Source organism: Streptomyces ovatisporus (genome assembly GCF_042653885.1).
Lineage (GTDB): Bacteria > Actinomycetota > Actinomycetes > Streptomycetales > Streptomycetaceae > Streptomyces > Streptomyces ovatisporus.
Genome location: NZ_JBHSFH010000010.1, coordinates 359,277 through 385,824, shown reverse-complemented (window position 1 = coordinate 385,824; position 26,548 = coordinate 359,277). Strand labels below are relative to the sequence as shown.

The window sequence follows — 26,548 nt, the reverse complement described above, 5'->3', positions numbered from 1 at the left end:
CCCCGATCGTCACGCGACCCGCATCCGAGGACGTACACATGGCCGACAAGGCGGATACGACCGAACGCAAGGCAGACACGACCGAACGCGTAGTCATCGAGAACTGTGCCGTCGCGACCGTCGACGCGCACGGCACCGAACACGCCGAGGGCCACGTGGTCGTCGCGGGGAACCGCATCGAGTCCGTCGGCGCCGGAGCGACGCCCGAGGGCCTGGCGGACGTCGTGCGCCGCGTCGACGGAACCGGCCACCTCGTCACGCCGGGGCTCGTCAACACCCACCACCACTTCTACCAGTGGCTCACCCGCGGTCTGGCCCAGAACGCGAACCTCTTCGACTGGCTCGTGGCCCTCTACCCCACCTGGGCACGCATCGACGAGGACATGGTCCACGCGGCGGCCCGCGGCTCCCTCGGCATGATGGTGCGCGGCGGCGTCACCACCGCCATGGACCACCACTACGTCTTCCCGCGCGGTGCCGGCGACCTGCTCGGTGCCGAGATCCGCGCCGCCCGCGAACTGGGCGTCCGCTTCAACCCCACCCGCGGATCGATGGACCTGGGCGAGTCCGACGGCGGGCTGCCGCCCGACTTCGCGGTGGAGACCACCGACGGCGCCCTCGCCGCCACCGAAGAGGCCGTCGACACCTACCACGACCCCTCCTTCGACTCCATGCTGCGCATCGGCGTGGCCCCCTGCTCGCCCTTCTCCGTCACCACCGAACTGCTGCGCCAGGCAGCCGAGTTGGCCAGGCGCAAGGGCGTACGGCTGCACACGCACGGCTCGGAGACGGTCGAGGAGGAGAAGTTCTGCCACGAGCGGTTCGGCATGGGCCCGACCGACTACCTCGAATCGGTGGGCTGGCTCGGCGACGACGTCTGGATGGCGCACTGCGTGCACATGAACGACTCCGACATCGCCGCCTTCGCCCGTACCCGCACGGGCGTCGCCCACTGCCCCTCGTCCAACGCCCGGCTCGCCGCGGGCATCGCGCGCGTCCCCGACATGCTGGCGGCCGGTGTCCCCGTCGGCCTCGGCGTGGACGGCACGGCCTCCAACGAATCGGGTGAACTCCACACCGAACTGCGCAACGCCCTGCTGCTCAACCGGCTCGGCGCCCACAAGGAGAAGGCACTCACCGCTCGCCAGGCACTGCGTCTGGGCACCTACGGCGGCGCCCAAGTCCTCGGCAGAGAGGCGGAGATCGGCTCCCTGGAGCCCGGCAAGCTCGCAGACCTCGTGCTGTGGCGGCTGGACGGCATCGGCCACTCCTCGATCGCCGACCCCGTCGCCGCGCTCGTGCTCGGCGCCGCGGCACCGGTCACGCTCTCCCTCGTCAACGGCCGCCCAGTGGTCGAGGACGGCCGGCTGACCGGCGCGGACGAGGACGCCATCGGCCGCCAGGCGCGTGACCAGGCCCGGCGTCTGTCCCGCATCGCAGCCGGAGACGACTGACCGCACCGTGCCGGCAGGCACCACAAGAACTCCGGCCGGGAGGGACGGCTCCCGGCCGGACCCAGCGACACCACCGCCGTTCCCGGGACGTGGCCCAACCCCCTCACGTCCCGGGACGGTCCGGCACCCCGGGCGAAACGGCGCACGCGTACAACCGCATGACCGTGACCTCTATCGACAGATCGCCGGATCGACAGATCGCCAGGAGGACCCGCCGTGGCCGAGAAGCCCAGGTCCAGTGCCCGGAACAACACACAGGCAGACAGCGAGCACACGCCGGGGGGAGACGAGAAGCACCCCGTCGACCAGTCGCTGCCGCCGCTCGAACTCGTCACCACCGGCCTGCAGCACGTCGCGGCCATGTACGCGGGCGTGGTGGCGCCCCCGCTCATCATCGGAGCGGCCGTCGGCCTCTCGGTCACCGAACTGACCTTCCTGACCGGGGCGAGCCTCTTCCTCGCAGGCGTCGCGACCCTGCTGCAGACCATCGGCGTGTGGAAGATCGGCGCCCGGCTGCCCTTCGTCAACGGCGTGACGTTCGCCTCCGTCGCGCCGATGCTGGCCATCAACAAGTCGGAGGGTGCGGAGGACGCCCTGCCGGTCATCTTCGGCGCCTGCATGGTCGCTGCGGCGCTGGGCTTCGCCGTCGCCCCGTACTTCAGCAAACTCGTGCGCTTCTTCCCGCCCGTGGTCACCGGCACCGTCATCACCCTCATCGGCGTCTCGCTGATGCCGGTCGCCTTCAACTGGGCGCAGGGCGGCGACCCGGCGGCACCTTCGTTCGGTGCCGCGAAGAACATCGCCATGGCCGGAATCACCCTCGTCGTGGTGCTGCTGCTGCACCGCTTCACGCGCGGCTTCGTCAAACAGATCGCCGTACTGCTCGGCCTGGCAGTGGGGACACTGCTCGCGATACCCGTCGGGCTGACGGACTTCAGCGCGCTGAAGTCGGCCGACGTCGTCGGATTCCCCACGCCGTTCCACTTCGGGGCGCCGCAGTTCGCCGTCGCCGCGATCGTCTCCATGTGCATCGTCATGCTCGTCTCGATGACGGAGTCCACCGCCGACATGCTCGCGCTCGGCGAGATCGTCGAACGCCCCGCCGACGAGAAGACCATCGCGGCCGGACTGCGCGCCGACACCCTCGGCTCCTTCGTCAGCCCCTTCTTCAACGGATTCCTCGCGACGGCCTTCGCCCAGAACATCGGCCTGGTCGCGATGACGAAGATCCGCAGCCGCTGGGTGGTCGCCGCGGGCGGCGGCATCCTGATCCTCCTGGGTCTCTGCCCGGCGGCGGCCGCACTGGTCGCCACGGTGCCGCAGCCGGTGCTCGGCGGGGCGGGCGTCGTCCTCTTCGGCTCCGTCGCGGCCAGCGGCATCCGCACCCTCGCCAAGGCGGACCTGGGCAACGACGACAACATCGTGATCGTCGCGGTGTCCCTGGCCGTGGGCGTCGTCCCGGTCGCCGCGCCGGACTTCTACCACGTGCTCCCCGGCAGCGCCCGCATCATCCTCGACTCGGGCATCTCCACCGGATGTGCGACGGCGGTCCTGCTCAACCTGGTCTTCCACCACTGGCGGGCGGCGCGCCGCGAAGGTGGCACCCGCCGTCCGGCGGGAGACGGGCCGGCCGGGGCGGGTCCGGGGGCCCCGCTTCCCGGGGAGTGACTGCTGCGGCCCGCGTCCCGCCCCGGCGATACCCGGCCGCGACGCGACGCGTCCTCCCGGGAGACGTACGGTCGTCCTTCGGCCGGGTCAGTCCGGCCCCGGTTCGCTGCGCCACCACCCAGTACGCCGGCCGCGCCGCTTCCCCACCCGGAAGGAACCACGCCATGAGCACACCGCACGCCTTCCCCCTGGAGCCCACCCCGATCCACGTGCCGGACGAGGTCCTCGACGACCTGCGCGCCCGTCTCGCACTGACCCGTCGCCCGCTGGACGAGGGGAACGGGGACTGGTCTTACGGCGTCCCGGACAGCTATCTCCGTGAACTGGTCGCCTACTGGCGGGACGGCTACGCCTGGCGCACGGCCGAGGCCGCCATCAACGCCTACGAGCACTACCGAGTGGGCGTCGCCGGTGTCCCGGTGCACTTCATGCGCAAGCCCGGCCGCGGCCCCCGCCCGATCCCGCTGATCCTCACCCACGGCTGGCCGTGGACGTTCTGGCACTGGTCGAAGGTGATCGACCCGCTCGCCGACCCGGCCGCGTTCGGCGGTGACGCCGACGACGCGTTCGACGTCATCGTGCCGTCTCTGCCCGGCTTCGGGTTCCCCGGCCCGCTCACCGGCTTTCCGGACGTCAACTTCTGGAAGGTCTCCGACCTCTGGCACACCCTCATGACGGAGACCCTGGGATACGGGAAGTACGCCGCCGGGGGCTGTGACATCGGCGGGCTCGTCTCCAGCCAGCTCGGCCACAAGTACGCCGACGAGCTGTACGGCATCCACATCGGCTCCGGGCTGCCGCTCGACTTCTTCACCGGCCCCCGCGCCTGGGACTTCGCCCGGAACCGGCCCCTCACCGACGACCAGCCCGCCGATGTCCGTGCCCGCGTCGTCGAGCTGGACCACCGCGCGGCGTCCCACCTCGCCGTGCACATGCTCGACGGCGCCACCCTGGCCCACGGGCTGAGCGACTCACCCGCCGGACTGCTCGCCTGGCTGCTGGAGCGCTGGCGGGCCTGGAGCGACAACGGCGGCGACGTCGAGTCGGTCTTCACCAAGGACGACCTGCTCACCCACGCCACGATCTACTGGGTGAACAACTCCATCGCCACGTCGATGCGTTACTACGCCAACGCCAACCGCTACCCCTGGGCCCCCGCCCACGACCGCACCCCGGTCGTGCAGGCCCCGGTCGGACTCACCTTCGTCACGTACGAGAACCCGCCCGGTATCCACACCGCCGACGCCCGCGTCCGGAAGTTCAAGGACGGCCCGCAGGCCGACTGGTTCAACCACGTCAACGTCAACGCCCACGACCGCGGCGGCCACTTCATCCCCTGGGAGAACCCCGAAGCCTGGGTGAGCGACCTGCGGCGCACCTTCCGCGGCCGCAGGCCCTGAACGACCCGGCAGGCTCGTCCGGCGACGGGCCAGGCGAACGCTGCCCGGCGGGAGCGCCGGCTGACCGTGCCCGGTCCCGCGCCCTCTCCGGGGAGCGTCGACGTCACCGGTTCCGCAGCCGCACCTCGTGCAGCGCGTCCGCCACTTCACGCGGATCCAGTGGCCCCATGTGCGGGGCCGAGGGGAAGTCGCGGACGCGGAACACGTTGCCGGGGGTGGCCTCGTCCGCCTCGGCGATCATCCGGTCCTGCAGTTCGGGCGTGACCAGACGGTCCCTGCCCATGCGCAGGTAGGTACGGGGAATGCGGCCCCACCTGCCGGCTTCGCCCACCGCCCGGCCGCCGTACGCTCTCGTGCTCTCGTCGGTCTGCATCGCGTTCAGCACCCTGCGGAACGCCGTGTCCGGGTAGTCGGCGCAGATCATCTCCTTGAAGAGGGCGAGGTCCTTCCGGGAACCCGTACGCCAGTTGAGACGCGCCACACCCAACTGCTCGAGGTTGCCGATCATTTGGTCGTCCGGACTGATGGCCCCGGGTGCCGTGCACGAGGACGTACGTACGGGGGCCGCGGCCCTGCTTCCGTCCCGCTTCCCGCGCGGTGGCCGCACCGGCACCCGCCGCCGTCGTCAGTGCGGCCCCTCCGGCTGCCAGCCCCAGCGTGCGCAGCACACTGCGGCGTCCTCTCCCGCGTTCTGCGGTTGCGTGCTCCTTCTTCGTCATGGCTTCGAAGCTACGAACGTCCGGCGAGACGGAACATGTGCCTGAGCCCCCGAACGGAGTGCATCTCACCCCACCCCGGTCGGGGCGTCTGCCGCCACCTTCGCAGTCGAAACCCGGGGCTCATGCGGTTCATGGCGGCCACCGTGGAGCGCGACTCCGATCCGATCCGGCGGTCCGGGGATGCCGGAAGCCCGTCGGCCCTTCCCAGCTTTCCCCAAAGCTCCGGCGAGCCGCGACGCTGTGGACCGGACGGGGAGTCAGGATGGTGGCCCACGACTTGGGAGGGTGGGCACTTGTACTTCCGCGATCCGCCACCGACTGCGGCCTGGCAACACCTCGACGCCCGTACCGGCTTCGAGGTCGTCTACTTCGAGACCCTCAGCGACGGCCTGCGCGTCCACGGCTGCACGACCGCTCTGGAGGAGGGCCAGACGTGGATCGTCGGTTACATGCTCGAAGTCGACCACGGGTGGCACACCCGCCTCGCGCGCGTCTCCAGCCGCTCGGCACTCGGCCACCACAAGACGTCGCTGGCCGTCGACAGCGCCGGGCGCTGGAGGGTCGACGGCCAGGCAGCACCCCACCTGGACGGGTGCCGGGACGTCGACCTGGAGGCCTCCGCGATGACCAACGCCCTTCCCGTACACCGGCTGCGCCTGGCAGTCGGTGCGAAGGCGGACGCCCCGGCGGCCTACGTACGGGCAACGGACCTGTCCGTGGAGCGACTTGAGCAGACCTACGCGCGGGCGGGCGACGAGACGGGACGCCAGCGCTACGACTACGCCGCACCTGCCTTCGAGGTCGACTGCCGCCTCCTCTACGACACTTCCGGGCTCGTCCTCGACTACCCGGGGATCGCCGTCCGCGCCGGCTGAAGCCGCCGAGGCGGTTCCGCGCTTCCCGGATCTGCTGCCCGCCCGCTACCCGGGCGGGCAGCAGATCGCGGCCCGGGGGCCCGGGGAAGCGGAGAACACGGCGACTGCCGGTTCAGCAGGCGGTACGAAGTCGCCGCCCCCGCGGGGAAGCGGGGGCGGCGACTTCCTACCGGGTCACACCGACGTGGCCCCGGCGTACGAGAGGAACGTGCTCCAGGCACCGGGGGAGAGGTTCAGCTCGGGCCCGTCATCGGCCTTCGAGTCCCGGACGTGGACCGATTCCGGCAGCGTGGCGACCTCTACGCAGTCGTCGCCCTGTGAGCCGCTGTAGCTGCTCTTGAACCAGACCAGCTCGTTCGTGCTCATAGCGTCCCTCGCATTCGCCTCAGCAGACTCGCGGAGTCCTCGGGGGTAAGAGCCTGTGAGCGCATCCTGGCATACCGCTGGAACAGCACGCTCACGTCTTTGGTGCCCGGGATCAGCTGGCCGGTCTGCTGTCCTTCCGTGTAGCCGAGCCACTGGTGCTCCGAGGTCTCCAGCAGCCGCATCGGACCGTCGTGACCGGCATGGCAGGGCTGCCGGAGCGGCATGAGCTGCAACTCGACGTTCCACAGTTCCGCGATCTCCAGAAGATGGTCGATGAGCGCTTCCGTCACCCGGACTCCGCCCGTCCGCCGTTCGATCAGTGCCTGCTCGACGATGAAACTGAACGCGATGGGCTGCTCACGGCGCAGGAGTTCCTGGCGTTCGAGACGGGCGGCGACGCGCTGCTGGACCTCCTCGGCCGAAGGCGGCGGGGGAACGCTCAAGGTGACGGCCCGTGCGTACGCCTCCGTCTGCAACAGCCCCGGGATGACACGGCATTCGTAGGTGCAGAGGCTCACCGCCTCCTCCTCCAGCCGCGCCCACTCGCGGAACCAGGACGCCAGCCCCGGCCTGCGCACGGCATGCTGTGCGGCGGCCCGCAACGCGCCGAAGGCGTCCAGGAGTTGCTCGGCGCGCTCCACGAAGTCGCCGGGAGGCAGCCTCCGCCCCTGTTCGACGGAGGCGATGGTCTGCGCCGAGTACCGTACTCGCCGGGCCAGTTCGTCCTGCGTGAGCTGCGCCCGCCTGCGGAATGCCTTGAGCACCGCTCCGAACGCCTTGAGGCCGTCGGAGCCCTCCGGCTCGCTGTTGGCCACACTCGCCGCATTGGCACTCCCCGTCATGTCCGGCCACCTCCGGTGCTTGCGAACCGCGCTCGACTCAGAGGGCAATGCTCACGTTCGGTGACGCGTACCGTCCATGGGGAGAGCCCGTACGCGCCCCGGCGTACGGGTGCGAGTGCTGGTCAAGGAGACCGGGGGAGCGTGGAGTCGGGGATATGCGGGGAATGGCGACGCACCCCGCCCCGGCGGCCACCGTCACCGTACGTGTGTTCGCGCAACGGCCCAGGACGGCAATCCTGGAGGCCGGCACGTCCGGGCGGCAAGCCGGCTGTGTCGAGGACGGCGAAGCCATGCTAGCTTTTTTGGGCAGTCGCCCAAGGCGATCGTCCAATGCTTGACGGAAGGAGCTCCCATGCCTCACGGCTACAGGCACTTCGCTTCCCGCAGGCGCGAGGAACTCCATGCGGCTGGACGCCTTCTCGCCACGCGCGCCGGAACGCTCGAATACGCCGAGCTCGGCCCCGCCTCTGGTCTGCCGGTCCTGTTCTTCCCGGGCGGTCATGCCGGCCACGACCAGACCCGTCTTCTCTCCCGCCTGGGCGCATCCGGGTGCCGCGTCATCGGCTGGTCACGACCGGGATATCTGCGCACCCCGCTGAGGGCCGGAAGCACCTTCGCCGCTCAGGCGGACGCCGCCGCCGCGCTGCTGGACGAACTCGGCGTGCCCCGGGCAGCGGTCTACGGGATCAGCGGTGGCGGCCCCATGGCCATCGAGTTCGCACGCAGGCATCCGGCCATGACGCAGCGGCTGGTGCTGGAGTCGGCGGTCAGCAAGCGCTACGCACCCGCGATCTCACCACTCGCGAGAACCCTGTTCCTCACACCGTGCGGTACGTGGATGACCACCGTGTTCGCGCGCCGCTGGCCACGCGCGTACGCGAGTGAATTCGTGCGCCAGGAGTCGACCCTGGACCGCCGGAGCAGGCGCCGGGTCGTCGACTGGATACTGGCCGACAGCGGTCGCCGGGAGTTCCTGCAGGCCGTCACGGATCTCCTCACCCCGTACGAGGACCGTGCCGCCGGCTCGGACAACGACCTGCGGCGGTGGGCCGCGCTCGACGATTCGCTCACCGCCGGCGTCCACTGCCCGACCCTGGTGCTGCACGGAAGCCACGATGGGGATGTCGACCCCGCCCACGCACACCATTCGGCGTCCACCATCCCGAATGCGCAGCTCCACATCGTCGAAGAGGGCTGGCATCTACTGCCGCTGTCGCTGAACGGCGAATCCGCCTACGAAGCAACGTGCAGGTTCCTCGGCCTCGACGACGTAGACCCACGCGGACGGCCGGATCTCGGAGCGCTGCCCTGAGATCACGTCAAGAGACGTATGCGACAGGCCAATTGATGGTCTGTCGGCCCCGGAGACTCGCAGGCCAAACCGGCGGGTTCGGTCCTCGTGCGCGGTAACGGGTCATCCGATCAGTTTCCGCAACACGCGTGCCAGCTCGGTGTGTTCGGCTTCGGTCAGCGCGGAGAAGCATTCGCGGTTCAGCTCCTCGACGACGGGATAGGCCCTGTTGAGCAACTCGCGCCCGGCGTCGGTCAGTTCGAGCTGTACCGCACGTCCGGGGCCGGCGTCGCTCCGGGAGACCAGTCCGGTTTCGATGAGGCGGCTCAGGGATTCGCTCATGCTCTGCGGCGTGATCATGACGCGGCGCGCCAGTTCGCCCTGGCTGATGCCCGGGTCGTGCGCCAGCGTCGCCAGCGTACTGAACTGGCGTGGGTTGATGCCCTGGGCCCTGAGTGCTTCGTGCCAGGGGCGTGAGAGCTGATCCGCACAACGCACGAGCAGGTACCCGAGCTGCGAGTCGGGATCGAGGGGGACGAACGGCTGACTCATGGGACCGATCATTGCACCATCAGGAACCTGATACCGTGGAGGCATCAGGTTCCTGATGGTTCCCTCGTCGCCCGGAGGACGCGATGACGCGCATACGCCAGAAATGGCTGACTCTCACCGCGGTCCTCGGGCTCGCGTACTGGTTCTTCGGCAACCTCTACGAGGCGATCGTCATCTCGCCGAACTGGGTCGTGGACAGCGGCGCACAGTTGACACGGCTCAACGGATTCTTCGTCAACACCGATCCGACCCTCTTCTTCGTCCCGCTGACCCTGCTGGCGACCGTCCTGGTCTGGGTGCTTCACCTGGTCAACCGGGACAGCGAACTCAGGGTTCACTACCGCAAGGCGAGCCTGTGCGCGCTGGCGCTGACCGCGCTCAACATCCTCATCGTCACGACGCTGATCACCAAGCTCTTCGGCGCCGACTACCTGTCGTACGAGGACGAGTTGAGCACCTACGCCTGGCGGTGGAACGTCCTCAACGTGATCAGAATGCTGCTGACCGCGGCGACGGCCTTCCACCTCTTCGGCGCCTTCAGGAAGCTCGACACACCGTGAACGGCCGCACGTCGCGGCCAGTCGGCCGTGGACGAACTGCGCCGCCGGCCCGTCTCGGCGTTCCCGGGCAGCCATCAACGGCAGACAGGCACCCAGCAAGACGTTGCTCCAAGGGGCTGGCCGCTGTCCGGGAGTCAAGGACGCACACCTGAATGCCTTCCAGCCAGCTGTCCGCTTGGGGTGGCGCAGACACATGAAGAGCTGTACGCATCAGGCGAATTGACGGCCGTCAGGCGTCAACTCAAGTCGGAGAGAGGGGTTCGGGTTCGTTTACCGGGTGGCCGGTCACACCACTTCAAGGGGCATGACCCAGGTACGGGCGGAAACCCGCCCACAGGATGATCTTGGAGTGGGCAGCTCGTTACGGAAGGCATGGCAGGATCGCGATCATGTCCCTCAGCGTTCCCCGCCTCTGGATCGGCTCGACCGAGATCATCGCCCTCGCCGACGGCGAGGGCCCGTTCTTCTCCCCGCGCGCCGAGGCCTTCCCCGAGGCCACGGCCGCACAGTGGGCCGAGGCCGACCGCTACGACCCGGGCGCGGTCGACGCCGAGGGCCGCTGGCGGCTCCAGTTCCGCGCGTACGCGATCCGCGGCGACAAGGGCCTCACTGTCGTCGACGCCGGGATCGGTCCGGCGGACAGCCCGGCCGGCTCGTGGGCGCCCGTGCCCGGTGCGCTCCCCGAGTCGCTGGCCGCCGCGGGCATCGACCCGGCCGAAGTCGACACTGTGGTGCTCACACATCTGCACACCGACCACGTCGGCTGGGCGGTCGTGACCGAGGCGGCCGTCCCGTCAGCGGGCAACGCTTCGACCGGCGGCGCGACCGGCGGCCGCCGCCCCTATTTCCCGAACGCCGAATACCTGCTCCAGCGGGCCGAGTTCGATGCCATCGACACGCTCAACCCGCAGCTTCGCGAGACCCTCACCGACCCGCTCGCCGCCGCCGGTCGGCTCCGGCTCCTCGACGGGGACACGCCGCTGCGCGCCGGGCGCGCGGTCGCCACGCCCGGTCACACGCCCGGACACCAGAGCGTGCTGGTCGCCGACGGGCGCGAGCTGGCGCTCGTCACCGGCGACCTCCTGGTGCACGCGCTCCAGCTGCTTCACCCCGAGCTCGCCTACGCGCACGAGGCCGCCCCCGAGGCGGCCAGGCACTCGAGGGAGCGCATGCTCGGCCGCGAAACCGCCGTCAAGCTGCACCTGGCGACGCCGCATCTGACGGAGCCGTTTCTCTCGGCGTGATCGCGGCGGTTCGGGGCGGGTCAGGCCGCGAGCATGCAGACGCTCCGATTTCTCGGCAGCCTCGTCGTCGACCGGACTGAAGTCCGTGAGGCGGCAGCTTCCTCCGGACTGGAGCAACATCCGGTCCGCGTGCAGGCGGAAGATCTTGACGTCCCTGACCTTGTCGGCGACGTTGCGCCGACTCCGGATCTCGGCCCCGGACACCTGCGCGCATCCACCGGCCGCGGTGAAGGGTGGGGTCCGCTGACCCGTTCGGCCCCGATTCGACCCCCGCAGGCGCAGACAGAAGCGTGCACCCGCTCCGACCTGGATCAGAGCAGTTCGTACGCCGGGAGTGTCAGGAACTCCTCGTACTTCTCATCGAGGGCGACCCGCAGCAGCAGGTCGTGGGCCCGCTGCCACTCGCCCGCGGCGAAGCCCTCCTCGCCCAGCTCCTCCCGCAGCGCGGCCAGGTCCTCGTCCGCGACGCGGCGGACGAGGTCAGGGGTGACGCGCTGGGCGCCCCCGGGGGCGTCGTCCAGGACGACCCCCGCGTTGACCCACTGCCAGATCTGGGAGCGGGAGATCTCAGCCGTGGCCGCGTCCTCCATGAGGCCGAAGATGGCGACGGCTCCCATGCCGCGCAGCCACGCCTCGATGTAGCGGGTGCCGACCTGGACGGCGTTGCGCAGGCCCGCGTAGGTCGGCTTCGCCTCCGTCGAGTCGACGGCGAGCAACTCCGCCGCGGTGACGCTCACTTCTTCGCGCAGCCGGTCCTTCTGGTGGGGGCGGTCGCCGAGGACCGCGTCGAAGGACTCGCGTGCGACCGGCACGAGGTCGGGGTGTGCGACCCAGGAGCCGTCGAATCCGTCGGCCGCCTCGCGGTCCTTGTCCGCGCGCACCTTGCTCAGCGCCTGCTCGTTGGCCTCGGGGTCGCGGCGGTTGGGGATGAAGGCGGCCATGCCGCCGATGGCGTGGGCGCCGCGCTTGTGGCAGGTGCGGACGAGCAGTTCGGTGTAGGCGCGCATGAACGGTGCCGTCATCGTGACCGAGTTGCGGTCGGGGAGGACGAACTTGGCGCCCGCGTCACGGAAGTTCTTGACGATGGAGAAGAGGTAGTCCCAGCGTCCCGCGTTCAACCCCGAGGCGTGGTCGCGGAGTTCGTAGAGGATCTCCTCCATCTCGTACGCCGCGGTGATGGTCTCGATGAGGACGGTGGCGCGCACGGTGCCCTGGGGAATCCCGCAGTAGTCCTGGGCGAAGACGAAGATCTCGTTCCACAGCCGGGCTTCGAGGTGCGATTCGAGCTTGGGCAGGTAGAAGTACGGGCCCTTGCCCAGGTCGATGAGGCGCTGCGCGTTGTGGAAGAAGTACAGGCCGAAGTCGACGAGAGCGCCCGGCACGGCTTCGCCGTCCACCCGCATGTGACGCTCGTCCAGGTGCCAGCCGCGGGGGCGTGTGACGACGGCGGGCATCTCCTCGGCGGGGCCCAGCTCGTAGGACTTGCCGGAGTTCTCGTCCGTGAAGTCGATGCGGCGCTCGAAGGCGTCGATGAGGTTGAGCTGTCCGCCGACGACGTTCTGCCAAGTCGGTGCGGAGGCGTCCTCGAAGTCGGCGAGCCACACCTTGGCACCGGAGTTGCACGCGTTGACGGTCATCTTGCGGTCGGTCGGACCGGTGATCTCCACGCGGCGGTCTTCGAGGGCGTCAGGGCAGGGGGCCACCTGCCAGTCGCCGTCGCGGATGTGCGCCGTGCTGGGCAGGAAGCCGATGGCGGCGGTCCGCGCGATATCGGCCCGGCGTGCGGCGCGCTGGGTCAGCAGCTCGTTGCGGCTCGGGGTGAAGCGGCGGTGCAGAGCGGCCAGGAAGTCCAGCGCCTCGCCGGTCAGCACCTCGTCCTGACGCTCCACGGGAGCTGCGCCGGTGATCTCGACCGGGGAGGGCAGTGAGGCGGGCATGGGGGTCACTCTCCTTCGTGCGTGCGGCACGGAGTGCCGCTGGCCGAGCTCGGCTCGCGGGTCACCTCGGCGGTCTTCGTCCGTGACCGCAGAAGCTTCTGAACAGTGGAGACTAGTTTCCTCATAGTGGAATAATCAAGAGTCTGTTGATGTCGAGACAACTCTCGTCCCGCGGTTCGGGGTGTTCGCCGACCCCGCGTGCCATCGGATAGTCATGCGCGGGTCACCGCTTCCCTTCACGCGCCGGGGCGTCCTCCAGGACGCCTTGCCGACTCGCGCCGCCTCACGCGCCCGGGTCGCTGCTTCCGGTCGGCGGAACAGGACTAAGGAACCCCCGGCGGCTCACCCGCCGGCGTCCGGGCGGGGAGACGGCCGCAGTCCGCCGCCGAGCCCCTCCATACGCTCGATGTCCGCGGGCGTGTCGATGTCCGCGGGGTCGGCGATGTCTCCGCACTCGACCAGTTCGATCTCATCCGCCCGCGCACGCAGGTATGTCCGCGCTCCCCGGTCGCCCTCCGCGCTCTCGTCCACTCCCGGCCAGTGTTCGGCTCCGAAGAGCACGGGGTGCCCGCGCCGTCCCCCGTACGAGGCCGCCGCAAGAGAGGCGGACGAGCCGCAGGCCGCACGCACCCGTGCCACCGCCCCCGCTCCGATCCCGGGCTGGTCGACGAGCACCACGAGTGCGGCGTCCACACCGGTGCCGGCGAGGGAGGAGAGGCCGAGCCGCAGGGACGAGCCCATGCCCGACTCCCAGTCGGTGTTGTCGAGCACCACACAGCCGCTCAACTCGGCGTGCACGCGCACCTCTTGTGCGGCGGCGCCCAGCACCACGTGGACGGGGGAGCAGCCTCCCGCGCGCATCGCCGCGACGGCGTGCTCCACCAACGGCCGCCCGTCGAGGGGGAGGAGCGCCTTGGGGCGTCCGCCGAGCCGCCGTCCGCCTCCGGCTGCGAGCAGCAGTCCGGCCACGGCTGGACGCGGTGGCTCGTCCGCTGCGTCCCGCTGGGCGGTTCCGTTCATGGCGTCCTTCCTTCCGGGCTCCGTGACCTGCCGGATCGCATCCCTGGTGCATCGCCCTGCATATCTCACCATTCGGTATGAGAGGTGTGAGGCGGTGTGAACAAGACAGATTTGCCGCCCGAATTTCGCCCTCCGTGTGGCGCGATGCGCGGAGAGTGGCGTTTACTGTCCCAAGCCGGTCGCGTAGTTCTCGTGGGGAGAGCGAACGGCAATGTCTCTGTGGGGGAGAAGCTGTGGTGCGAAGCGACGCCGTGGGGCAGCGGTCGGCAACGGTCACGGACAGCGGCGAGGATCCGCGCGTCGCCGGGCTGAGCAAGGCGGTGAGCCGGCTCAGGTCCGAACTCGACGCCTATCCGGTCCAGTTGAGGGACCGTCATGCGGCCGAGGACGCACTGGACGCCGTGGACGCGCTGGTCGCCGCGGGCGCGCCCACAGCGGACGCGCTGCGCCAGTCGCTGCTGCTGATCGTCGCGGCCGTGGGGTCGGTGAGCGCGCTCTCCGAGGCGATGACGAGCTTGCGGCAGGCGGTCGAACTCTTCGGCGAACCCGCACCGTTCCACCGGGTCAACTGAGCGGACGTCCGCCGGGCCGACCGAGCGGACCAGGGGTCGGCGGCCCTCTGTGCCGAGGGCGGCTGACCGTCAGCCGCCGCCGCTTCCCGTGCTGGCGAGCGCCTTCGAAAGCTGCTGCGCGACTTCCTGCATCAGCGGTACGAACTTGTCCGTCGCCGCTTCCGTGACCCTGCCCGCCGGGCCGGAGATCGAGATGGCCGCGGCCGTCGGGGAGTCGGGTACCGCGACGGCGATGCAGCGGACCCCGAGTTCCTGCTCGTTGTCGTCCATCGCGTAGCCCACTTCGCGGACGTGCTCCAGGGCCTCCAGGAAGCCCTCCGGCGTGGTGATGGTCCGCTCCGTCGCGGCGGGCATGCCGGTCCGGGCCAGCAGTTGCCGCACGTCGTCCGCCGGGGTGCCGGCGAGCAGTGCCTTGCCGACCCCGGTGGAGTGCGGCAGTACGCGCCGCCCGACCTCGGTGAACATCCGCATCGAGTGGCGCGAGGGGACCTGCGCCACGTAGACGACCTGGTCGCCGTCCAGCAGCGCCATGTTGGCGGTCTCGCCCGTCTCCTCGACGAGCCGGGCGAGGTACGGGCGTGCCCACGTGCCGAGCAGCCGCGAGGAGCTCTCGCCGAGGCGGATGAGGCGCGGCCCCAGGGCGTAGCGGCGGTTGGGGTGCTGGCGTACGTAGCCGCAGGAGACGAGGGTGCGCATCAGCCGGTGGATGGTGGGCAGCGGCAGGCCGCTGCTGGCCGACAGCTCGCTGAGCCCGACCTCGCCGCCGGCGTCGGCCATCCGCTCCAGCAGGTCGAATGCGCGCTCCAGGGACTGGACGCCGCCGGGGGAGACGGGTGCTGCGCCGGATGCTGCGGCTGCGGGGTTTCGCTCGGCGGACGACGGCACGTCGCGTTCCTTTCCTGCGGGTGAGGCGCATGCTACCTGCGCGCATCCACTGTCCAGGCGGGTGGCGACGGGCGGACGGGCACTCAGTCGATTCTGTATGGCGGAAGCATACTTCCGATACGTGGAAGTGGCCACAGTCGTGTGTCTTGACGGGCGGGTGATCTGCCAAGAAGATCTCAATCAACAGAATGTTGAAAAGGAGGGGTGTGCAGTGTCCGTGCCCGACTCCGGAGCCGGTGTACGGCTCGTGCTGCGCTCGACGCGCGTCATCACACCCGAGGGTACGCGGGCGGCGTCGGTCGTTGTCGCGGACGGCCGCATCGCCTCCGTGGGTGCCCACGACGCCGAACTCCCGGGCGGCGCACGGCTCGTGGACGTCGGCGACGACGTGGTGCTCCCCGGCCTCGTGGACACCCACGTGCACGTCAACGACCCCGGACGCACCGAGTGGGAGGGCTTCTTCACCGCCACCCGCGCCGCGGCGGCCGGAGGTGTCACCACGCTGCTGGACATGCCGCTCAACTCGCTGCCGCCCACCACGACCGTCGGCGGTCTCCGCGCCAAGCAGGACGTCGCCCGCGGCAAGGCGCACGTGGACACGGGCTTCTGGGGCGGTGCGGTCCCCGGCAACGTGCCCGACCTCCAGCCCCTGCACGAGGCGGGGGTCTTCGGGTTCAAGTGCTTCCTCTCCCCCTCGGGCGTGGAGGAGTTCCCGGAACTGGACCCGGCCCGGCTGGCCGCCGCCATGGCCGAGATCGCGCGGCTCGACGGGCTGCTGATCGTGCACGCCGAGGACCCCGCGCACCTCGGCACGGCACCGCAGCGGGACGGACGCGCCTACGCCGGCTTCCTCGCGTCCCGCCCCCGTGCGGCCGAGAACGAGGCCATCGCCCGGCTCGTCGCCCTGGCCCGCGAGCTGGACGCACGCGTGCACGTGCTGCATCTCTCCTCCAGCGACGCTCTGCCGCTCATCGCGAAGGCCCGCGGTGAGGGCGTACGGCTGAGCGTCGAGACCTGCCCGCACTTCCTCACTCTCACCGCGGAGGAAGTGCCGGACGGGGCGACGGAGTTCAAGTGCTGCCCGCCCATCCGCGAGCGCGCGAACCAGGACGCCCTGTGGCAGGGCCTGGCGGAGGGCGTCATCGACTGCGTCGTCAGCGACCACTCGCCCTGCACGCCCGACTTGAAGGACGGGGACTTCGGTACGGCCTGGGGCGGCATCTCCTCCCTCCAGCTGGGCCTCCCCGCCGTATGGACCGAGGCGCGCAGGCGCGGACACACCCTGGAGGACGTCGTCCGGTGGATGTCCGCCGGTCCTGCGCGGCTCGCCGGACTGGGCGGCCGCAAGGGTGCGATCGCGCCGGGCCACGACGCCGACTTCGCCGTCCTCGATCCCGATGCCGCCTTCACCGTCGATCCGGCCCGGCTGCAGCACCGCAACCCCGTCACCGCGTACGCGGGACGCACCCTGCACGGCGTCGTGCGGGCGACCTGGCTGCGCGGCGAGCAGATCGCCGACCACGGACGCCCCCTGCAGCAGACCGGACAACTCATCGAGAGGCCCTCCGCATGACCTCAACGCGCCCGGCAGCCGCCACCCCCGCGCCCTTCACGGGGGACGCACGGCCCTACCAGGGCGGCGACCCCTATGCCGACTACCGCACCACCGACTTCCCCTTCACGCATCTCGTCGACCTGGCCGACCGGCGCCTCGGGGCGGGGGTCGTCGCGGCGAACGACGAGTTCTTCGCCGAACGCGAGAACCTCCTCAAGCCGGAACCCGCCGAGTTCGAGCCCGGCCGTTTCGGCCACAAGGGCAAGATCATGGACGGCTGGGAGACCCGCCGCCGGCGCGGCACCGGAGCCGGGACGCCGCACCCGGACGCGGACGACCACGACTGGGCGCTCGTACGGCTCGGAGCCCCCGGCATCGTGCGGGGCGTCGTCGTCGACACCGCCCACTTCCGCGGCAACTACCCCCGCGCCGTCTCCGTCGAGGCCGCCTGTGTGGAGGGCGCGCCCTCACCGCAGGACCTCCTCGACGACGGCGTCGGATGGACGACCCTGGTCCCGCAGACCGACATCGGCGGCCACGCGGCCAACGGCTTCACCGTCCGGGCCGGGCAGCGCTTCACGCACCTGCGGGTCAACCAGCACCCCGACGGCGGCATCGCCAGGCTGCGCGTGTACGGCGAAGTCGTCCCCGACCCACGCTGGTTGAAGGCTCTCGGCACCTTCGACCTCGTGGCCCTGGAGAACGGCGGCGCCGTGCAGGACGCCTCGGACCGGTTCTACTCGCCGCCCACGAACACCATCCTGCCCGGCCGTTCGCGGCAGATGGACGACGGCTGGGAGACACGTCGCAGGCGCGACACCGGCAACGACTGGATCCGTTACGCCCTGGCCGCGCAGTCCCGCATCCGCGCGGCCGAGATCGACACCGGCTACCTGAAGGGCAACTCGGCCGGGTGGGCGGCCCTTTGGGGCCGCGACGGAGAGCACGGCACGTGGCTGGAGCTGCTGCCCCGGACCCGGCTCCAACCGGACACGCTGCACCGGTTCCTGCTGGGGGACGACGCTCCGGCCGTGACGCACGTACGTCTCGACATCTTTCCCGACGGCGGCATCGCCCGCCTCCGGCTGCACGGTTCGCCCACGTCGGAGGGCGTCCGGCAGCTCGAACAACGGCACGGCCACCCGGGAGCGTCCAGGTGAACGGCCGGAAAAAACCCCCGACTTGGCGTTGACATGTCATCTACGCGCGTCAGCATGGAGGTATGAGATTCCCCCCACGAATCGCGCGCATCAGCGCCCTCAGCGCCCTGTCCCTCTCTCTTCTCGTCGGCGGCCCCGCCGCGTACGCCCAGGCGACGCACTCCGCCCCCGCGGCCTCGGCGCCCGCCGCGGTCGCACCCGCAGAAGTCGGTGACATCTGCGAGTCGGAACTGCCGGCCGAGGCCCACGAGACGCTCGACCTCATCGAGAAGGGCGGGCCCTACCCGTACCCGCAGGACGGCACCGTCTTCCAGAACCGCGAAGGCATCCTCCCCGACCAGGATGAGGGCTACTACCACGAGTACACGGTGGAGACGCCCGGCTCCGACGACCGTGGAGCCAAGCGCATCGTGACCGGTGAGGAGGAGCAGGAGGACTACTTCACGGAGGACCACTACGAGTCCTTCGACCTGGTCGACTACAGCTGCTGACGCGGAGGGCGGACGCCGGCGAGGTGCCGGCGTCCGCCTGAGCGCCGCGGCTGCGGCCGGCCGGACGGCTGTGCTCGCCGCCGTCCGGATCACAACCCGTCGACCGCCTGCCCGGCCCGGGGCCCCCACTCCCGGGCCGGGCAGTGCTGTCGGCGGGTTGTGATCCGGACGGGGAGTTCCTCCAAGTCCCCGGCGCGGACGGGGCGGTGACCGTCCCGCCGTGCAGATCTGGTCAATCTCTCCGCCCCCGGACGGCCGTGCTGCGGGCCGGTGCGGGGTGCTCCCGGGCCGCGCCGAAGCCGCCCGGGCCGCGATGCCGCCGTCCGGGCCGCGATGCCGCCCCGGCGCGTGCGCGTCACCGACCTCGCCGCCCGTGCCGCCGTCGAGCCGGGTGAGCTGGGTGGGTCGGGCGGACCGGGGCCGGACGCGACCGCCGCGCCGGGGGAGGCGGGGGGCGCGATGGGGCGCGCGACGGCGTGAGTGCGGGGCGGAGGGGGCATGCGGTACGAGTGCCGTGTGTGAGGTCCGGCCGGAGACCGGTGTCGCCCGGTGCGGCAGGAAGTGCACCCCCGGGGGTGGCATTGTCCCTGTGAGCGGGTAACGTTCTCGACAGAGAGTGATGCCATGGTGGCAGATGTGGGGAGAAACCGGTGGTAAACGGACCAGAGGCGGTTACCTGCGGTGAGGCGATGCTGCTCATGCTCGCCGAGCCGGGTATGCCGCTGGACCGTGCGGTCTCCTTCCGGCGCTCCGTGGCGGGTGCCGAGTCCAACGTCGCCCAGGGTCTCGCCCGGCTCGGCCACTGGACCCGCTGGATCGGCCGCGTCGGCGACGACCCCGCGGGTGAGGCGGTGCTGCGCGAGCTGCGTGCGGACGGAGTGGACGTCTCCGGGGTCGAGATGGACCCGCAGGCGCCCACGGGTCTGCTGCTGCGCGACAGCCACCCGCAGCGCGCGATCGACGTGCAGTACTACCGCTCGGGTTCCGCCGCCTCTCTGCTCTCGCCCGACCAGATCCGTGTGGAGGCGCTGGAGGGCGCGCGGGTGGTGCACGTCTCGGGCATCACACCGATGCTCTCCGAGTCGGCCGCCCGTGCCACACGGGCGCTGATCGAGCGTGCCAGGCAGGTCGGCGCGGCGGTCTCCTTCGACCCCAACGTGCGGCGCAAGATCGGCACCGACCACGAGTGGATCCGCGTGGTCGGCCCGCTGCTGCGTGAGGCGGACCTGGTGATCGCCGGTGAGGACGAGCTGGAACTCCTCCTCGGCGGAGGCTTCGAGGAGTCGGCGAAGGCGCTGCTGACGCTCGGTCACGCCCGGACCGTCGTGGTCAAGCGGCGCGATCACTCGGCGGTCGCCGTCGGCCGGCAGGGCCAGTGCACCCGGGCGCCTTTCAGCGTCCCCGTCGTCGACCCCGTCGGGGCCGGGGACGCGTTCGCCGCGGGCTGGCTGTCCGCGTGGCTGCGCGAGGCCGGGCCCGAGCAGGCGCTGGCCGAGGCGGCGTGCGTGGCGTCGCTCGTCGTGCAGGCCCCCGCCGACACCGACGGTCTCCCCACCGCGGCCGCTCGCGACCGGACGCTGGCGGCACTCCTCAGAGGCACCGACTCCGTACACCGCTGACACCCCCCGCCGTGCTGCCCCCGGGCAGCCCGGAGTTACCTTCGTGCACAGCACAACTACACAGGAGAAGCGCACAGTTCACGGAAAATCCGCAGGGCGGCATTTCGTACTTGCACCGCACCGCACCGCATCGAACCGTGGCCCGCGCCGCGGCACGATCGCGCGGACGCGGGCCCAGAGCCCGATACGAAGAGAGGCGGCGACTGCCGTGTACCGATGGGAGATCACTCGGGCTGCCCTGGAGCAGCGCGTTTTCGCCATCGTCCGCAGCGACAGCTACGAGCGCGTCACGGCGACCGCCGACACCCTCCTCGGTGCGGGTATCACCAGCCTGGAGATCTCGCTGACCTCTCCGCACGCGCTGGAGGCCGTCGCCACCCTGCGCCGTGAGACGGACGACGGCATGGTCATCGGCGCCGGCACCGTCCTGGACGGAGCCTCCGCACGTGCGGCGGTCGACGCGGGCGCCCGCTTCCTCGTCTCGCCCTCCCTCGACGAGGAGGTCATCCGCACCGGGCACCGCTACGGACTGCCCGTCTTCCCGGGCGTCGCCACCCCCACCGAGGCGGTACGGGCGATGGAGCTCGGGGCCGACGCCCTCAAGCTCTTTCCCGCCTCCGCCCACGAGCCCGGATGGCTGCGGGACGTACGGGCGGCACTTCCCCAGGCGGCGTTCCTCCCCACCGGCGGCGTCACCGTCGAGAACGCCCCGGAGTGGATCGCTGCCGGCGCGGTGGCGTGCGGCATGGGCTCCGCGCTCTCGACGGGCGACAGGGAGACGGTCGCGAAGCGCGTCACGGAGTTGCTTCAGCGGCTCGAAGACGCAGCTCCGGCGCCTTCCCGCCGAGAGAGACCCTGAGGCGGGACCCGGCCGGCGAGAACCGCCGAGGCGGCGCAACTCCGCACCGGGCGGCGCGCCTTGAACCGGCCGGACGCCTGCTGCGCGGGGCGGCCCGCATGTTCCGCCTCACATGCCTCCGTAACCCCCACCTCACCCGCACAACATGAACCTACGCTATGGCGGATGAGGATCAGCGAGTGCCGGGAAGAGGACGTCGTGCTGCTCGACGAGTACATGCCGTCCCCCGGGTCGACCTCGCTCCACGGCCCTCGCTTCGCCCGGCACAGCGAGGGTGCCAGCACCTTCCTGATCGCCTGGCGTGGCCAGTTGCCCGTGGGCAGCTGCGAAGTGCTCTGGGAGGGCTGTGAAGCACCCGAGGTGCGCGCGGTCCACGAGGACTGCCCGGAGATCCAGGGCCTCGGGAACTGGCCCGGGACGCTGCGCGCCCAGTCCGTGGGCACCGCCCTCATCCGGACCGCCGAAGCCCGCGTGCGCGAACGGAAGTGCTTCTGTGTCGGGCTGGGCGTGGAGAAGAACAATCCGCGCACGGCGGACCTGTACAAGCGGCTCGGCTACACCCCTTCCACTCCGTACCTGGACTGCGGTGTCTACCTGGACGGCACGGGGGTCTTCCACCGGGTCGCCGATGCCTGCACGTTCATGATCAAGTACCTCTGAGCCGCCGGCGGCACGCGAACCGGCTGCTCCGTCAACGGCCGGCGGTACGTGGCCACTTCGGGCCCGGCCGCTGCCGCGGCCCGTTGCCCCGCTCTCACCCTGGCCCGCCTCCCGGGCGCGGTCCGTTCGCCGTCGACGCGTCGCCCGCGCGGGCAGTCCGCACGGGCAGGAGGGCCGGGCGTTTGGCTGTGCGGCCGTCGCCGGAGGAGCGGCCGAGCATGCGCCTGCCGAGCCAGGGGCCGAGGAAGGAGGCAACCCATCGCAGCTCGCCTGCCGCGGCGCGCCACCCGGCCGGGACCACCACGGGAGGCCCGGCCAGAGGGCGGGTCCAGGAGTCGTCGCTGCCGGGAAGTTCGAGGGCATGGGCCACGGCGGCGGCGATCCGTTCGTGGCCCAGAGGGCTGGCGTGCAACCGGTCCGGGCTCCAGAGCCGGGGGTCGGTGACGACGGGGTGGCGCGACGTCTCGACGACGGTGACGCCGTGCCGTCCTGCCGCCTGCCGGATGCGGTGGTTCAGGGCGCCGACGCGGGAGCCGACCGGGCGGGCGAGCGGGGTGAGCCGTGCGACGTCGGGGAAGGTGAGCGTCGCCACGCGGGCGCCTTGAGCGGTGAGCGCCGCGTACATCGCCTCCAGGTGACCGGCGACCTCGTCGGCGTCGAACCGGGGCCGCAGCAGGTCGTTGACCCCGGCGACGACGGTGGCCAGACCGGGGCGCAGAGCGAGGGCGGGAGCGAGCTGCCCCTCCCGGACCTGCTCGGCGGTTCGGCCGCGTACGGCGAGGTTGGCGTACTGCGTGCCGGGGTGGTGCAGCGCGAGCTGCTCGGCGAGGCGATCGGCCCACCCCCGCAGGCCGACGGTGTCGTCGCCGTCGCCGAGGCCCTCGGTCTGGCTGTCGCCGAGGGCGACGAAGCGCAGGTTCTCAAGGTCCGACACGGGCTGCCTCCGCCCCGGCGGCCCTCTCCCGAAGGATCTCCGCCGTCTGTTCGCACCAGTGGCGGTTGCCCCGCTCGAAGTCCAGGCCACGCCGGCACGTCAGGTACGGCCCGATCCGTTCGCCGTGCCGCAGGAACTCGTCCTCGCTGCGGTCACCGCGCATCTTCCGCAGCAGTGCTTCGAACAGTTCCACTTTGGCTTCGGCGAACGCGGCCCGTTCGGTGAGTTGCGCGACCAGTGTCCCGGTGGAGATGTGGTCGGCGGCCTGGACCTTGACCAGCAGGTCGTCACGGATGAACGAGGGCTTGGCTGCTGTCGCCGCGAACCGTTCCAGCTCGGCCAGCCCGGCGCCGGTGACCTGGAACAGCCGCTTGTTGGGCCGTGCGTCCTGGACCACCTCACGGCCCGAGACCAGCCCTTCCTTCTCCAGCTTGGACAGCTCCGCGTACAGCTGCTGGGGGAGGGCGTGCCAGAAGTTCGCCACGCCCGTGTCGAACGCCTTGGCCAGCTGGTATCCGCTCAACTCCTCGTCGAGCAGCGCCGCCAGCACAGCGTGACGCAATGCCATCGCGCCGTCTCCTCCCCTTCTCCGGCGACGGGCGTCGTGGACCACAGGGATTTCTGGTCAGCGGGCCCGAAGCGTGATAGTCAAGAAAATTACTATTCCTGTTGTTGAGTATCAAGCCGTATCGAGGAGTGCCGTGGCCGCTGCGAACCGTTTCCGTGCCGCCGTCGACAGCCGCGATCCCGCCGCACTGGACGGGTTGTTCACCGAGGACGTCCGGCTCTACAGCCCCGTCAAGTTCGAACCGTTCGTGGGGAGGCCGGCGGTGCTGGGCCTCCTCGGCGTCCTCATGCGCACCTTCGAGGACTTCCGGTACGTCGGAGAGCTCGACGGCACCGCCGAGACCGCTTCGGACGGCACCGGGACCGCCACCGTGGCCCTGGTCTTCCGCGCCACCGTGAACGGCAGGCAGATCCACGGCATCGACCTGCTGCACCTCGACCACGAGGAGCGGATCAAGGAGATCACCGTGATGGTCCGCCCGCAGTCCGCCGTGCACGCACTGGGCGAGGCGGTCCTGGCGGGACTGGTCGCCGACGGGCTCCTCCCCGCGCCCCCCGGGCCTTGAGGGGAACCACCGGGACCGCCCGGGGCCGGGGCATCATGGGGCTGTCCGGTCCCGCCCCGCAGTCGGCGGACGGGACGAGCCCCCCGCCCCCGCCCCCGTCCGCCGTACCGGGCCGACCGGTGCCGTCAGAAGGAGAGCCGACCCCGACGATGCAGAACTTGTTCGACGAAGCCCTCGACTCCTGGCGCGAGTGGCAGCGGAGTCCCTGGGGCCGACTGCGGTACAGCGTCGCCGAGGCCAACCTCCGGCGGCGGCTCGCGCCGCGCTCGACGGACGCAGGACCACGGGGCACACCTTCGACGCCGAACTGACCCTCTACACCGCCGAGGAACTCTCCCCGCTGCTCGCGGAGTCGGGCTGCGAGGACATCGAGCACTGCGGAATCCGCACCGTCGCCGACCACATCGCCGACGACGCCCGCAAGCACGACCCGGACTCCTTCACCGAACTGGAGGCCCTGGAGCTGGCTCTGACCAGCCGTCACCCCTACCCGCACACGGCCAGGATCCTCCAGCTCCTCGGCCGCGCACGCTGACAGCCCACCGCGGGCGGCACCGCCGGTGTCCCGGCCGCGGGGGGGGGAGGACATCCGGCCGGGGAACGCCGGGCCCCGCAACGGCTGTTCACGCCAGACGGTCGTACGCCGCGACGTGGATCTCGTGCTCGAGGGGCAGGCCACGGACGTACCGTTCGATCTCCTCGACCACGATCGTGCCCTGATGCCGGCGGGAGTCGAGTGTCGCGCCCGCGATGTGCGGGGTGAGGACGGCGTCGGGCAGTTCCCACAACTCGCTCTCCTGCGGCAGAGGTTCGTCGTCGAAGACGTCGAGTGAGGCGCTGAGCCTGCCCTCTCGCAGCATCCGCGTCAGGGCCGCCGTGTCGAGCAGCGCGGAGCGGGCGGTGTTCACCAGGATGCCGCCGTCCTGGATCATCGCGAGCCGCTCCGCGTCGAGCATGCCCCGCGTCTCCTCCGTCACGGGAGCGTGCAGTGCGATGACGGGGCAGCTGCGCAGCAGTTCATCCAACGGCATGAGCCGGACGCCCAGCCGGACGGCCTCCTGCTCGGACAGGTACGGGTCGGACACGGCGACTGCGGCACCGAGGGCACGGACGAGCTCGATGTAGATGCGTCCGACCCTGCTCGCCCCGATCACGCCGACGCGGGTGCCCGCGACGGTACGTCCGGGCCCGTACGACCCGGCCTCCTGCCAGTCGCGCCCGTGGCGCATCGCGTGCTCGACGCGGTGCAGGGAACGCAGTTGCCCGATCGTGAAGTACAGAGCGGCCTCCGCGACGGACCGCGCCATGCCCGCCGAGGCGTGAGTGAGCCGGACACCCTCGGCGAGCAGGGACTTGGGGACGAGGGGCCGGACCGTTCCCGCGCTGTGGGCGATGAACCGGATCCGCCCGGTGCCGGCCCTGCGCGGCGGAAGGGGAGGCGTGCCCCACCCGGTGACGAGGATGTCGGCCTGCCTGCGCAGGGCGGTGTCCGTCCCGGCTGTGCGGACGAGCGTGCCCACCGACTCCAGACGGTCCAGCAACGCCGCGTCGAACAGGCTCTCTTCGAGGGAGGGAGCGAGATCGACGGCGATGCGGGGTCTGCCGGTCATCGCGCACCCTCCGGAGGCGGTTGCGGCGCGGCGGCGCGGGGCGTGGCGGCGCGGCGGACGCCGTCGTGCGCCGGACCGCCGCACTGCGACGCGGTCACGTGTCGAACTCCGTCATCGCCACAGGACGGCCCTCGCGGCGTGAACGCTCGCACGCCTCGGCGATGCGCAGGGCCGTCAACGCCTCGTAGCCGTCGCACGGGTTGGGCACTTCGCCCCTCACCGCCCGTACGAACGCCGCCAGTTCGGCTTCGTACGCGGGCGCGAACCGCTCCAGGAAGCCCGGCCACGCCGTGCCCGGGGCCGTCCCGGCAGCCGCCTCCGCTCCCGGTTCCAGGGACGTCAGCGGAGTGCGGGGACCGAGACCCACCGCCACCTGGTCCTTCTCGCCGGCGAGCTCCATGCGCACGTCGTAGCCCGCTCCGTTGACGCGGGTGGCGGTCGCTGTGCACAGGGTGCCGTCGTCCATGGTGAGCAGCGCGGCGGCGGTGTCGACGTCGTCGGCTTCGCGGAACATCGCGGGGCCCGAGTCGGAGCCCGCCGCGTAGACGGAGACGACCTCGCGTCCGGTGACCCACCGCAGCACGTCGAAGTCGTGCACCAGGCAGTCCCGGTAGAGGCCGCCGGAGTGCGGCAGGTAGGCCGCCGGCGGGGGCGCCGGGTCGGAGGTCATGGCGCGCACCGTGTGGAGGCGGCCGAGGCTGCCGGAGCGTACGGCTTCGCGTGCGGCGACGTAGCCCGCGTCGAAGCGGCGCATGAAGCCGATCTGCAGGAGGCTGCCCGCTTCTTCGACGGTCCGGAGGGCGTCCGTCGTGCCGGGCAGGTCCAGAGCGATGGGCTTCTCGCAGAAGACGGGCAGGCCGTGTTCCGCGGCCTCCCGGATGAGTCCGGCGTGCGAAGCGGTCGCGGAGGCGATGACGACGGCGTCGATGCCGTGGGTCAGGAGAAGTTCGGTGGGGGACGAGACGGACGTCGCGCCGAGTTCCGCCGCCACTTCGGCGGCGCGTGCGGCGTCCGCGTCGGTGAGCAGGACCTCCGTCACCTCGGGGGCCGCGGTGAGGGTACGGGCGTGGAAGGTGCCGATACGGCCGGTGCCGATGAGTCCGATGCGCATGGGGCTACGTTCGCGGGTCCTCTCAAGTGCT

Annotated in this window: 26 protein-coding genes and 1 pseudogene; 16 read left to right on the top strand and 11 right to left on the bottom strand. The window is 71.1% G+C overall.

Going from position 1 to position 26,548, the window contains the following annotated elements:
* The first annotated feature begins 38 nt into the window (after positions 1-38).
* The 3 genes from ACFPA8_RS19435 (at position 39) to ACFPA8_RS19425 (ending at position 4,522) form a co-directional block, all read left to right on the top strand.
* Positions 39-1,454: an 8-oxoguanine deaminase gene (locus ACFPA8_RS19435; RefSeq protein WP_386450196.1), complete on the top strand. Its 1,416-nt coding sequence runs from the start codon at positions 39-41 to the stop codon at positions 1,452-1,454.
* 216 nt (positions 1,455-1,670) lie between these two features.
* Positions 1,671-3,122, top strand: coding sequence for a nucleobase:cation symporter-2 family protein (locus tag ACFPA8_RS19430; protein ID WP_386450194.1), 1,452 nt, complete (start codon positions 1,671-1,673; stop codon positions 3,120-3,122).
* Positions 3,123-3,286: 164 nt separating this feature from the next.
* Positions 3,287-4,522 (top strand): epoxide hydrolase family protein, encoded by a 1,236-nt coding sequence (locus ACFPA8_RS19425; RefSeq protein ID WP_386450192.1) that lies wholly within the window; start codon positions 3,287-3,289, stop codon positions 4,520-4,522.
* 103 nt (positions 4,523-4,625) lie between these two features.
* Here the strand turns inward: ACFPA8_RS19425 and ACFPA8_RS19420 are convergent.
* Positions 4,626-5,069, bottom strand: a pseudogene (locus ACFPA8_RS19420) (alpha/beta hydrolase); the annotation flags it as partial.
* A gap of 465 nt (positions 5,070-5,534) precedes the next feature.
* Between ACFPA8_RS19420 and ACFPA8_RS19415 the strand changes: the two are divergent.
* A complete protein-coding gene (locus ACFPA8_RS19415) occupies positions 5,535-6,116 on the top strand; it encodes a putative glycolipid-binding domain-containing protein (RefSeq protein WP_386450190.1) in 582 nt (193 codons plus the stop codon).
* 174 nt (positions 6,117-6,290) lie between these two features.
* On the opposite strand, the gene ACFPA8_RS19410 is transcribed toward ACFPA8_RS19415, so the two are convergent.
* Positions 6,291-6,482 (bottom strand): DUF397 domain-containing protein, encoded by a 192-nt coding sequence (locus tag ACFPA8_RS19410; RefSeq protein WP_386450188.1) that lies wholly within the window; start codon positions 6,480-6,482, stop codon positions 6,291-6,293.
* Positions 6,479-7,324, bottom strand: a complete 846-nt coding sequence (locus ACFPA8_RS19405; protein ID WP_386450186.1) for a helix-turn-helix domain-containing protein — start codon at positions 7,322-7,324, stop codon at positions 6,479-6,481. The genes ACFPA8_RS19410 and ACFPA8_RS19405 overlap by 4 nt, the downstream gene beginning before the upstream one ends.
* Before the next feature lie 352 nt (positions 7,325-7,676).
* On the opposite strand from ACFPA8_RS19405, the gene ACFPA8_RS19400 reads away from it, so the two are divergent.
* Entirely contained in the window at positions 7,677-8,636 is a 960-nt protein-coding gene (locus tag ACFPA8_RS19400; RefSeq protein ID WP_386450184.1) for an alpha/beta fold hydrolase, read from the top strand.
* Between the two features lie 102 nt (positions 8,637-8,738).
* Here the strand turns inward: ACFPA8_RS19400 and ACFPA8_RS19395 are convergent, their stop codons facing one another.
* Positions 8,739-9,167, bottom strand: a complete 429-nt coding sequence (locus tag ACFPA8_RS19395; protein WP_386450182.1) for a MarR family winged helix-turn-helix transcriptional regulator — start codon at positions 9,165-9,167, stop codon at positions 8,739-8,741.
* Positions 9,168-9,250: 83 nt separating this feature from the next.
* On the opposite strand from ACFPA8_RS19395, the gene ACFPA8_RS19390 reads away from it, so the two are divergent.
* Both ACFPA8_RS19390 and ACFPA8_RS19385 read left to right on the top strand, forming a co-directional pair.
* Entirely contained in the window at positions 9,251-9,727 is a 477-nt protein-coding gene (locus ACFPA8_RS19390; RefSeq protein WP_386450180.1) for a hypothetical protein, read from the top strand.
* A 389-nt stretch (positions 9,728-10,116) separates the two neighbouring features.
* Positions 10,117-10,971 (top strand): MBL fold metallo-hydrolase, encoded by an 855-nt coding sequence (locus ACFPA8_RS19385; protein WP_386450178.1) that lies wholly within the window; start codon positions 10,117-10,119, stop codon positions 10,969-10,971.
* 311 nt (positions 10,972-11,282) lie between these two features.
* Here the strand turns inward: ACFPA8_RS19385 and aceB are convergent, their stop codons facing one another.
* Positions 11,283-12,908 (bottom strand): malate synthase A, encoded by a 1,626-nt coding sequence (aceB, locus tag ACFPA8_RS19380; RefSeq protein WP_386450176.1) that lies wholly within the window; start codon positions 12,906-12,908, stop codon positions 11,283-11,285.
* 342 nt (positions 12,909-13,250) lie between these two features.
* Entirely contained in the window at positions 13,251-13,928 is a 678-nt protein-coding gene (locus ACFPA8_RS19375; RefSeq protein ID WP_386450174.1) for a nucleotidyltransferase family protein, read from the bottom strand.
* Between the two features lie 233 nt (positions 13,929-14,161).
* Between ACFPA8_RS19375 and ACFPA8_RS19370 the strand changes: the two genes are divergently transcribed.
* Positions 14,162-14,500 (top strand): DUF5955 family protein, encoded by a 339-nt coding sequence (locus ACFPA8_RS19370; RefSeq protein ID WP_386450172.1) that lies wholly within the window; start codon positions 14,162-14,164, stop codon positions 14,498-14,500.
* A gap of 69 nt (positions 14,501-14,569) precedes the next feature.
* On the opposite strand, the gene ACFPA8_RS19365 is transcribed toward ACFPA8_RS19370, so the two are convergent.
* Positions 14,570-15,385 (bottom strand): IclR family transcriptional regulator, encoded by an 816-nt coding sequence (locus ACFPA8_RS19365; protein ID WP_386450170.1) that lies wholly within the window; start codon positions 15,383-15,385, stop codon positions 14,570-14,572.
* A 217-nt stretch (positions 15,386-15,602) separates the two neighbouring features.
* Here ACFPA8_RS19365 and allB point away from each other — a divergent pair, with 217 nt between their 5' ends.
* From allB to ACFPA8_RS19335, 6 genes are all read left to right on the top strand, one after another.
* Complete coding sequence (gene allB / locus ACFPA8_RS19360; protein WP_386450476.1) at positions 15,603-16,958, top strand: allantoinase AllB; 1,356 nt, start codon at positions 15,603-15,605, stop codon at positions 16,956-16,958.
* Complete coding sequence (alc, locus tag ACFPA8_RS19355) at positions 16,955-18,100, top strand: allantoicase (protein ID WP_386450168.1); 1,146 nt, start codon at positions 16,955-16,957, stop codon at positions 18,098-18,100. Before allB ends, alc begins: the two co-directional genes overlap by 4 nt.
* Positions 18,101-18,162: 62 nt before the next feature.
* Positions 18,163-18,591, top strand: coding sequence for a guanyl-specific ribonuclease (locus tag ACFPA8_RS19350; protein WP_386450166.1), 429 nt, complete (start codon positions 18,163-18,165; stop codon positions 18,589-18,591).
* Positions 18,592-19,280: 689 nt separating this feature from the next.
* Positions 19,281-20,210 carry a sugar kinase gene (locus tag ACFPA8_RS19345; RefSeq protein ID WP_386450474.1) on the top strand — a complete coding sequence of 310 codons (930 nt, stop codon included), beginning with the start codon at positions 19,281-19,283 and terminating at the stop codon, positions 20,208-20,210.
* Between the two features lie 208 nt (positions 20,211-20,418).
* Complete coding sequence (locus ACFPA8_RS19340) at positions 20,419-21,069, top strand: bifunctional 4-hydroxy-2-oxoglutarate aldolase/2-dehydro-3-deoxy-phosphogluconate aldolase (protein ID WP_386450164.1); 651 nt, start codon at positions 20,419-20,421, stop codon at positions 21,067-21,069.
* 165 nt (positions 21,070-21,234) lie between these two features.
* A complete protein-coding gene (locus tag ACFPA8_RS19335) occupies positions 21,235-21,729 on the top strand; it encodes a GNAT family N-acetyltransferase (protein ID WP_386450162.1) in 495 nt (164 codons plus the stop codon).
* 94 nt (positions 21,730-21,823) lie between these two features.
* Here the strand turns inward: ACFPA8_RS19335 and ACFPA8_RS19330 are convergent, their stop codons facing one another.
* On the bottom strand, positions 21,824-22,663 hold the full coding sequence (locus ACFPA8_RS19330) for an SGNH/GDSL hydrolase family protein (RefSeq protein ID WP_386450160.1): 840 nt from the start codon (positions 22,661-22,663) through the stop codon (positions 21,824-21,826).
* Positions 22,650-23,231 carry a PadR family transcriptional regulator gene (locus ACFPA8_RS19325; protein WP_386450158.1) on the bottom strand — a complete coding sequence of 194 codons (582 nt, stop codon included), beginning with the start codon at positions 23,229-23,231 and terminating at the stop codon, positions 22,650-22,652. Before ACFPA8_RS19325 ends, ACFPA8_RS19330 begins: the two co-directional genes overlap by 14 nt.
* A 133-nt stretch (positions 23,232-23,364) precedes the next feature.
* On the opposite strand from ACFPA8_RS19325, the gene ACFPA8_RS19320 reads away from it, so the two are divergent.
* Both ACFPA8_RS19320 and ACFPA8_RS19315 read left to right on the top strand, forming a co-directional pair.
* Positions 23,365-23,796 (top strand): nuclear transport factor 2 family protein, encoded by a 432-nt coding sequence (locus tag ACFPA8_RS19320; protein ID WP_386450156.1) that lies wholly within the window; start codon positions 23,365-23,367, stop codon positions 23,794-23,796.
* Positions 23,797-23,986: 190 nt separating this feature from the next.
* A complete protein-coding gene (locus ACFPA8_RS19315; RefSeq protein ID WP_386450154.1) occupies positions 23,987-24,331 on the top strand; it encodes a hypothetical protein in 345 nt (114 codons plus the stop codon).
* Positions 24,332-24,419: 88 nt separating this feature from the next.
* On the opposite strand, the gene ACFPA8_RS19310 is transcribed toward ACFPA8_RS19315, so the two are convergent.
* Together ACFPA8_RS19310 and ACFPA8_RS19305 are read right to left on the bottom strand one after the other, a co-directional pair.
* Entirely contained in the window at positions 24,420-25,406 is a 987-nt protein-coding gene (locus ACFPA8_RS19310) for a hydroxyacid dehydrogenase (RefSeq protein WP_386450152.1), read from the bottom strand.
* Positions 25,407-25,500: 94 nt separating this feature from the next.
* On the bottom strand, positions 25,501-26,517 hold the full coding sequence (locus tag ACFPA8_RS19305; RefSeq protein ID WP_386450151.1) for a Gfo/Idh/MocA family protein: 1,017 nt from the start codon (positions 26,515-26,517) through the stop codon (positions 25,501-25,503).
* Positions 26,518-26,548: the final 31 nt, after the last annotated feature.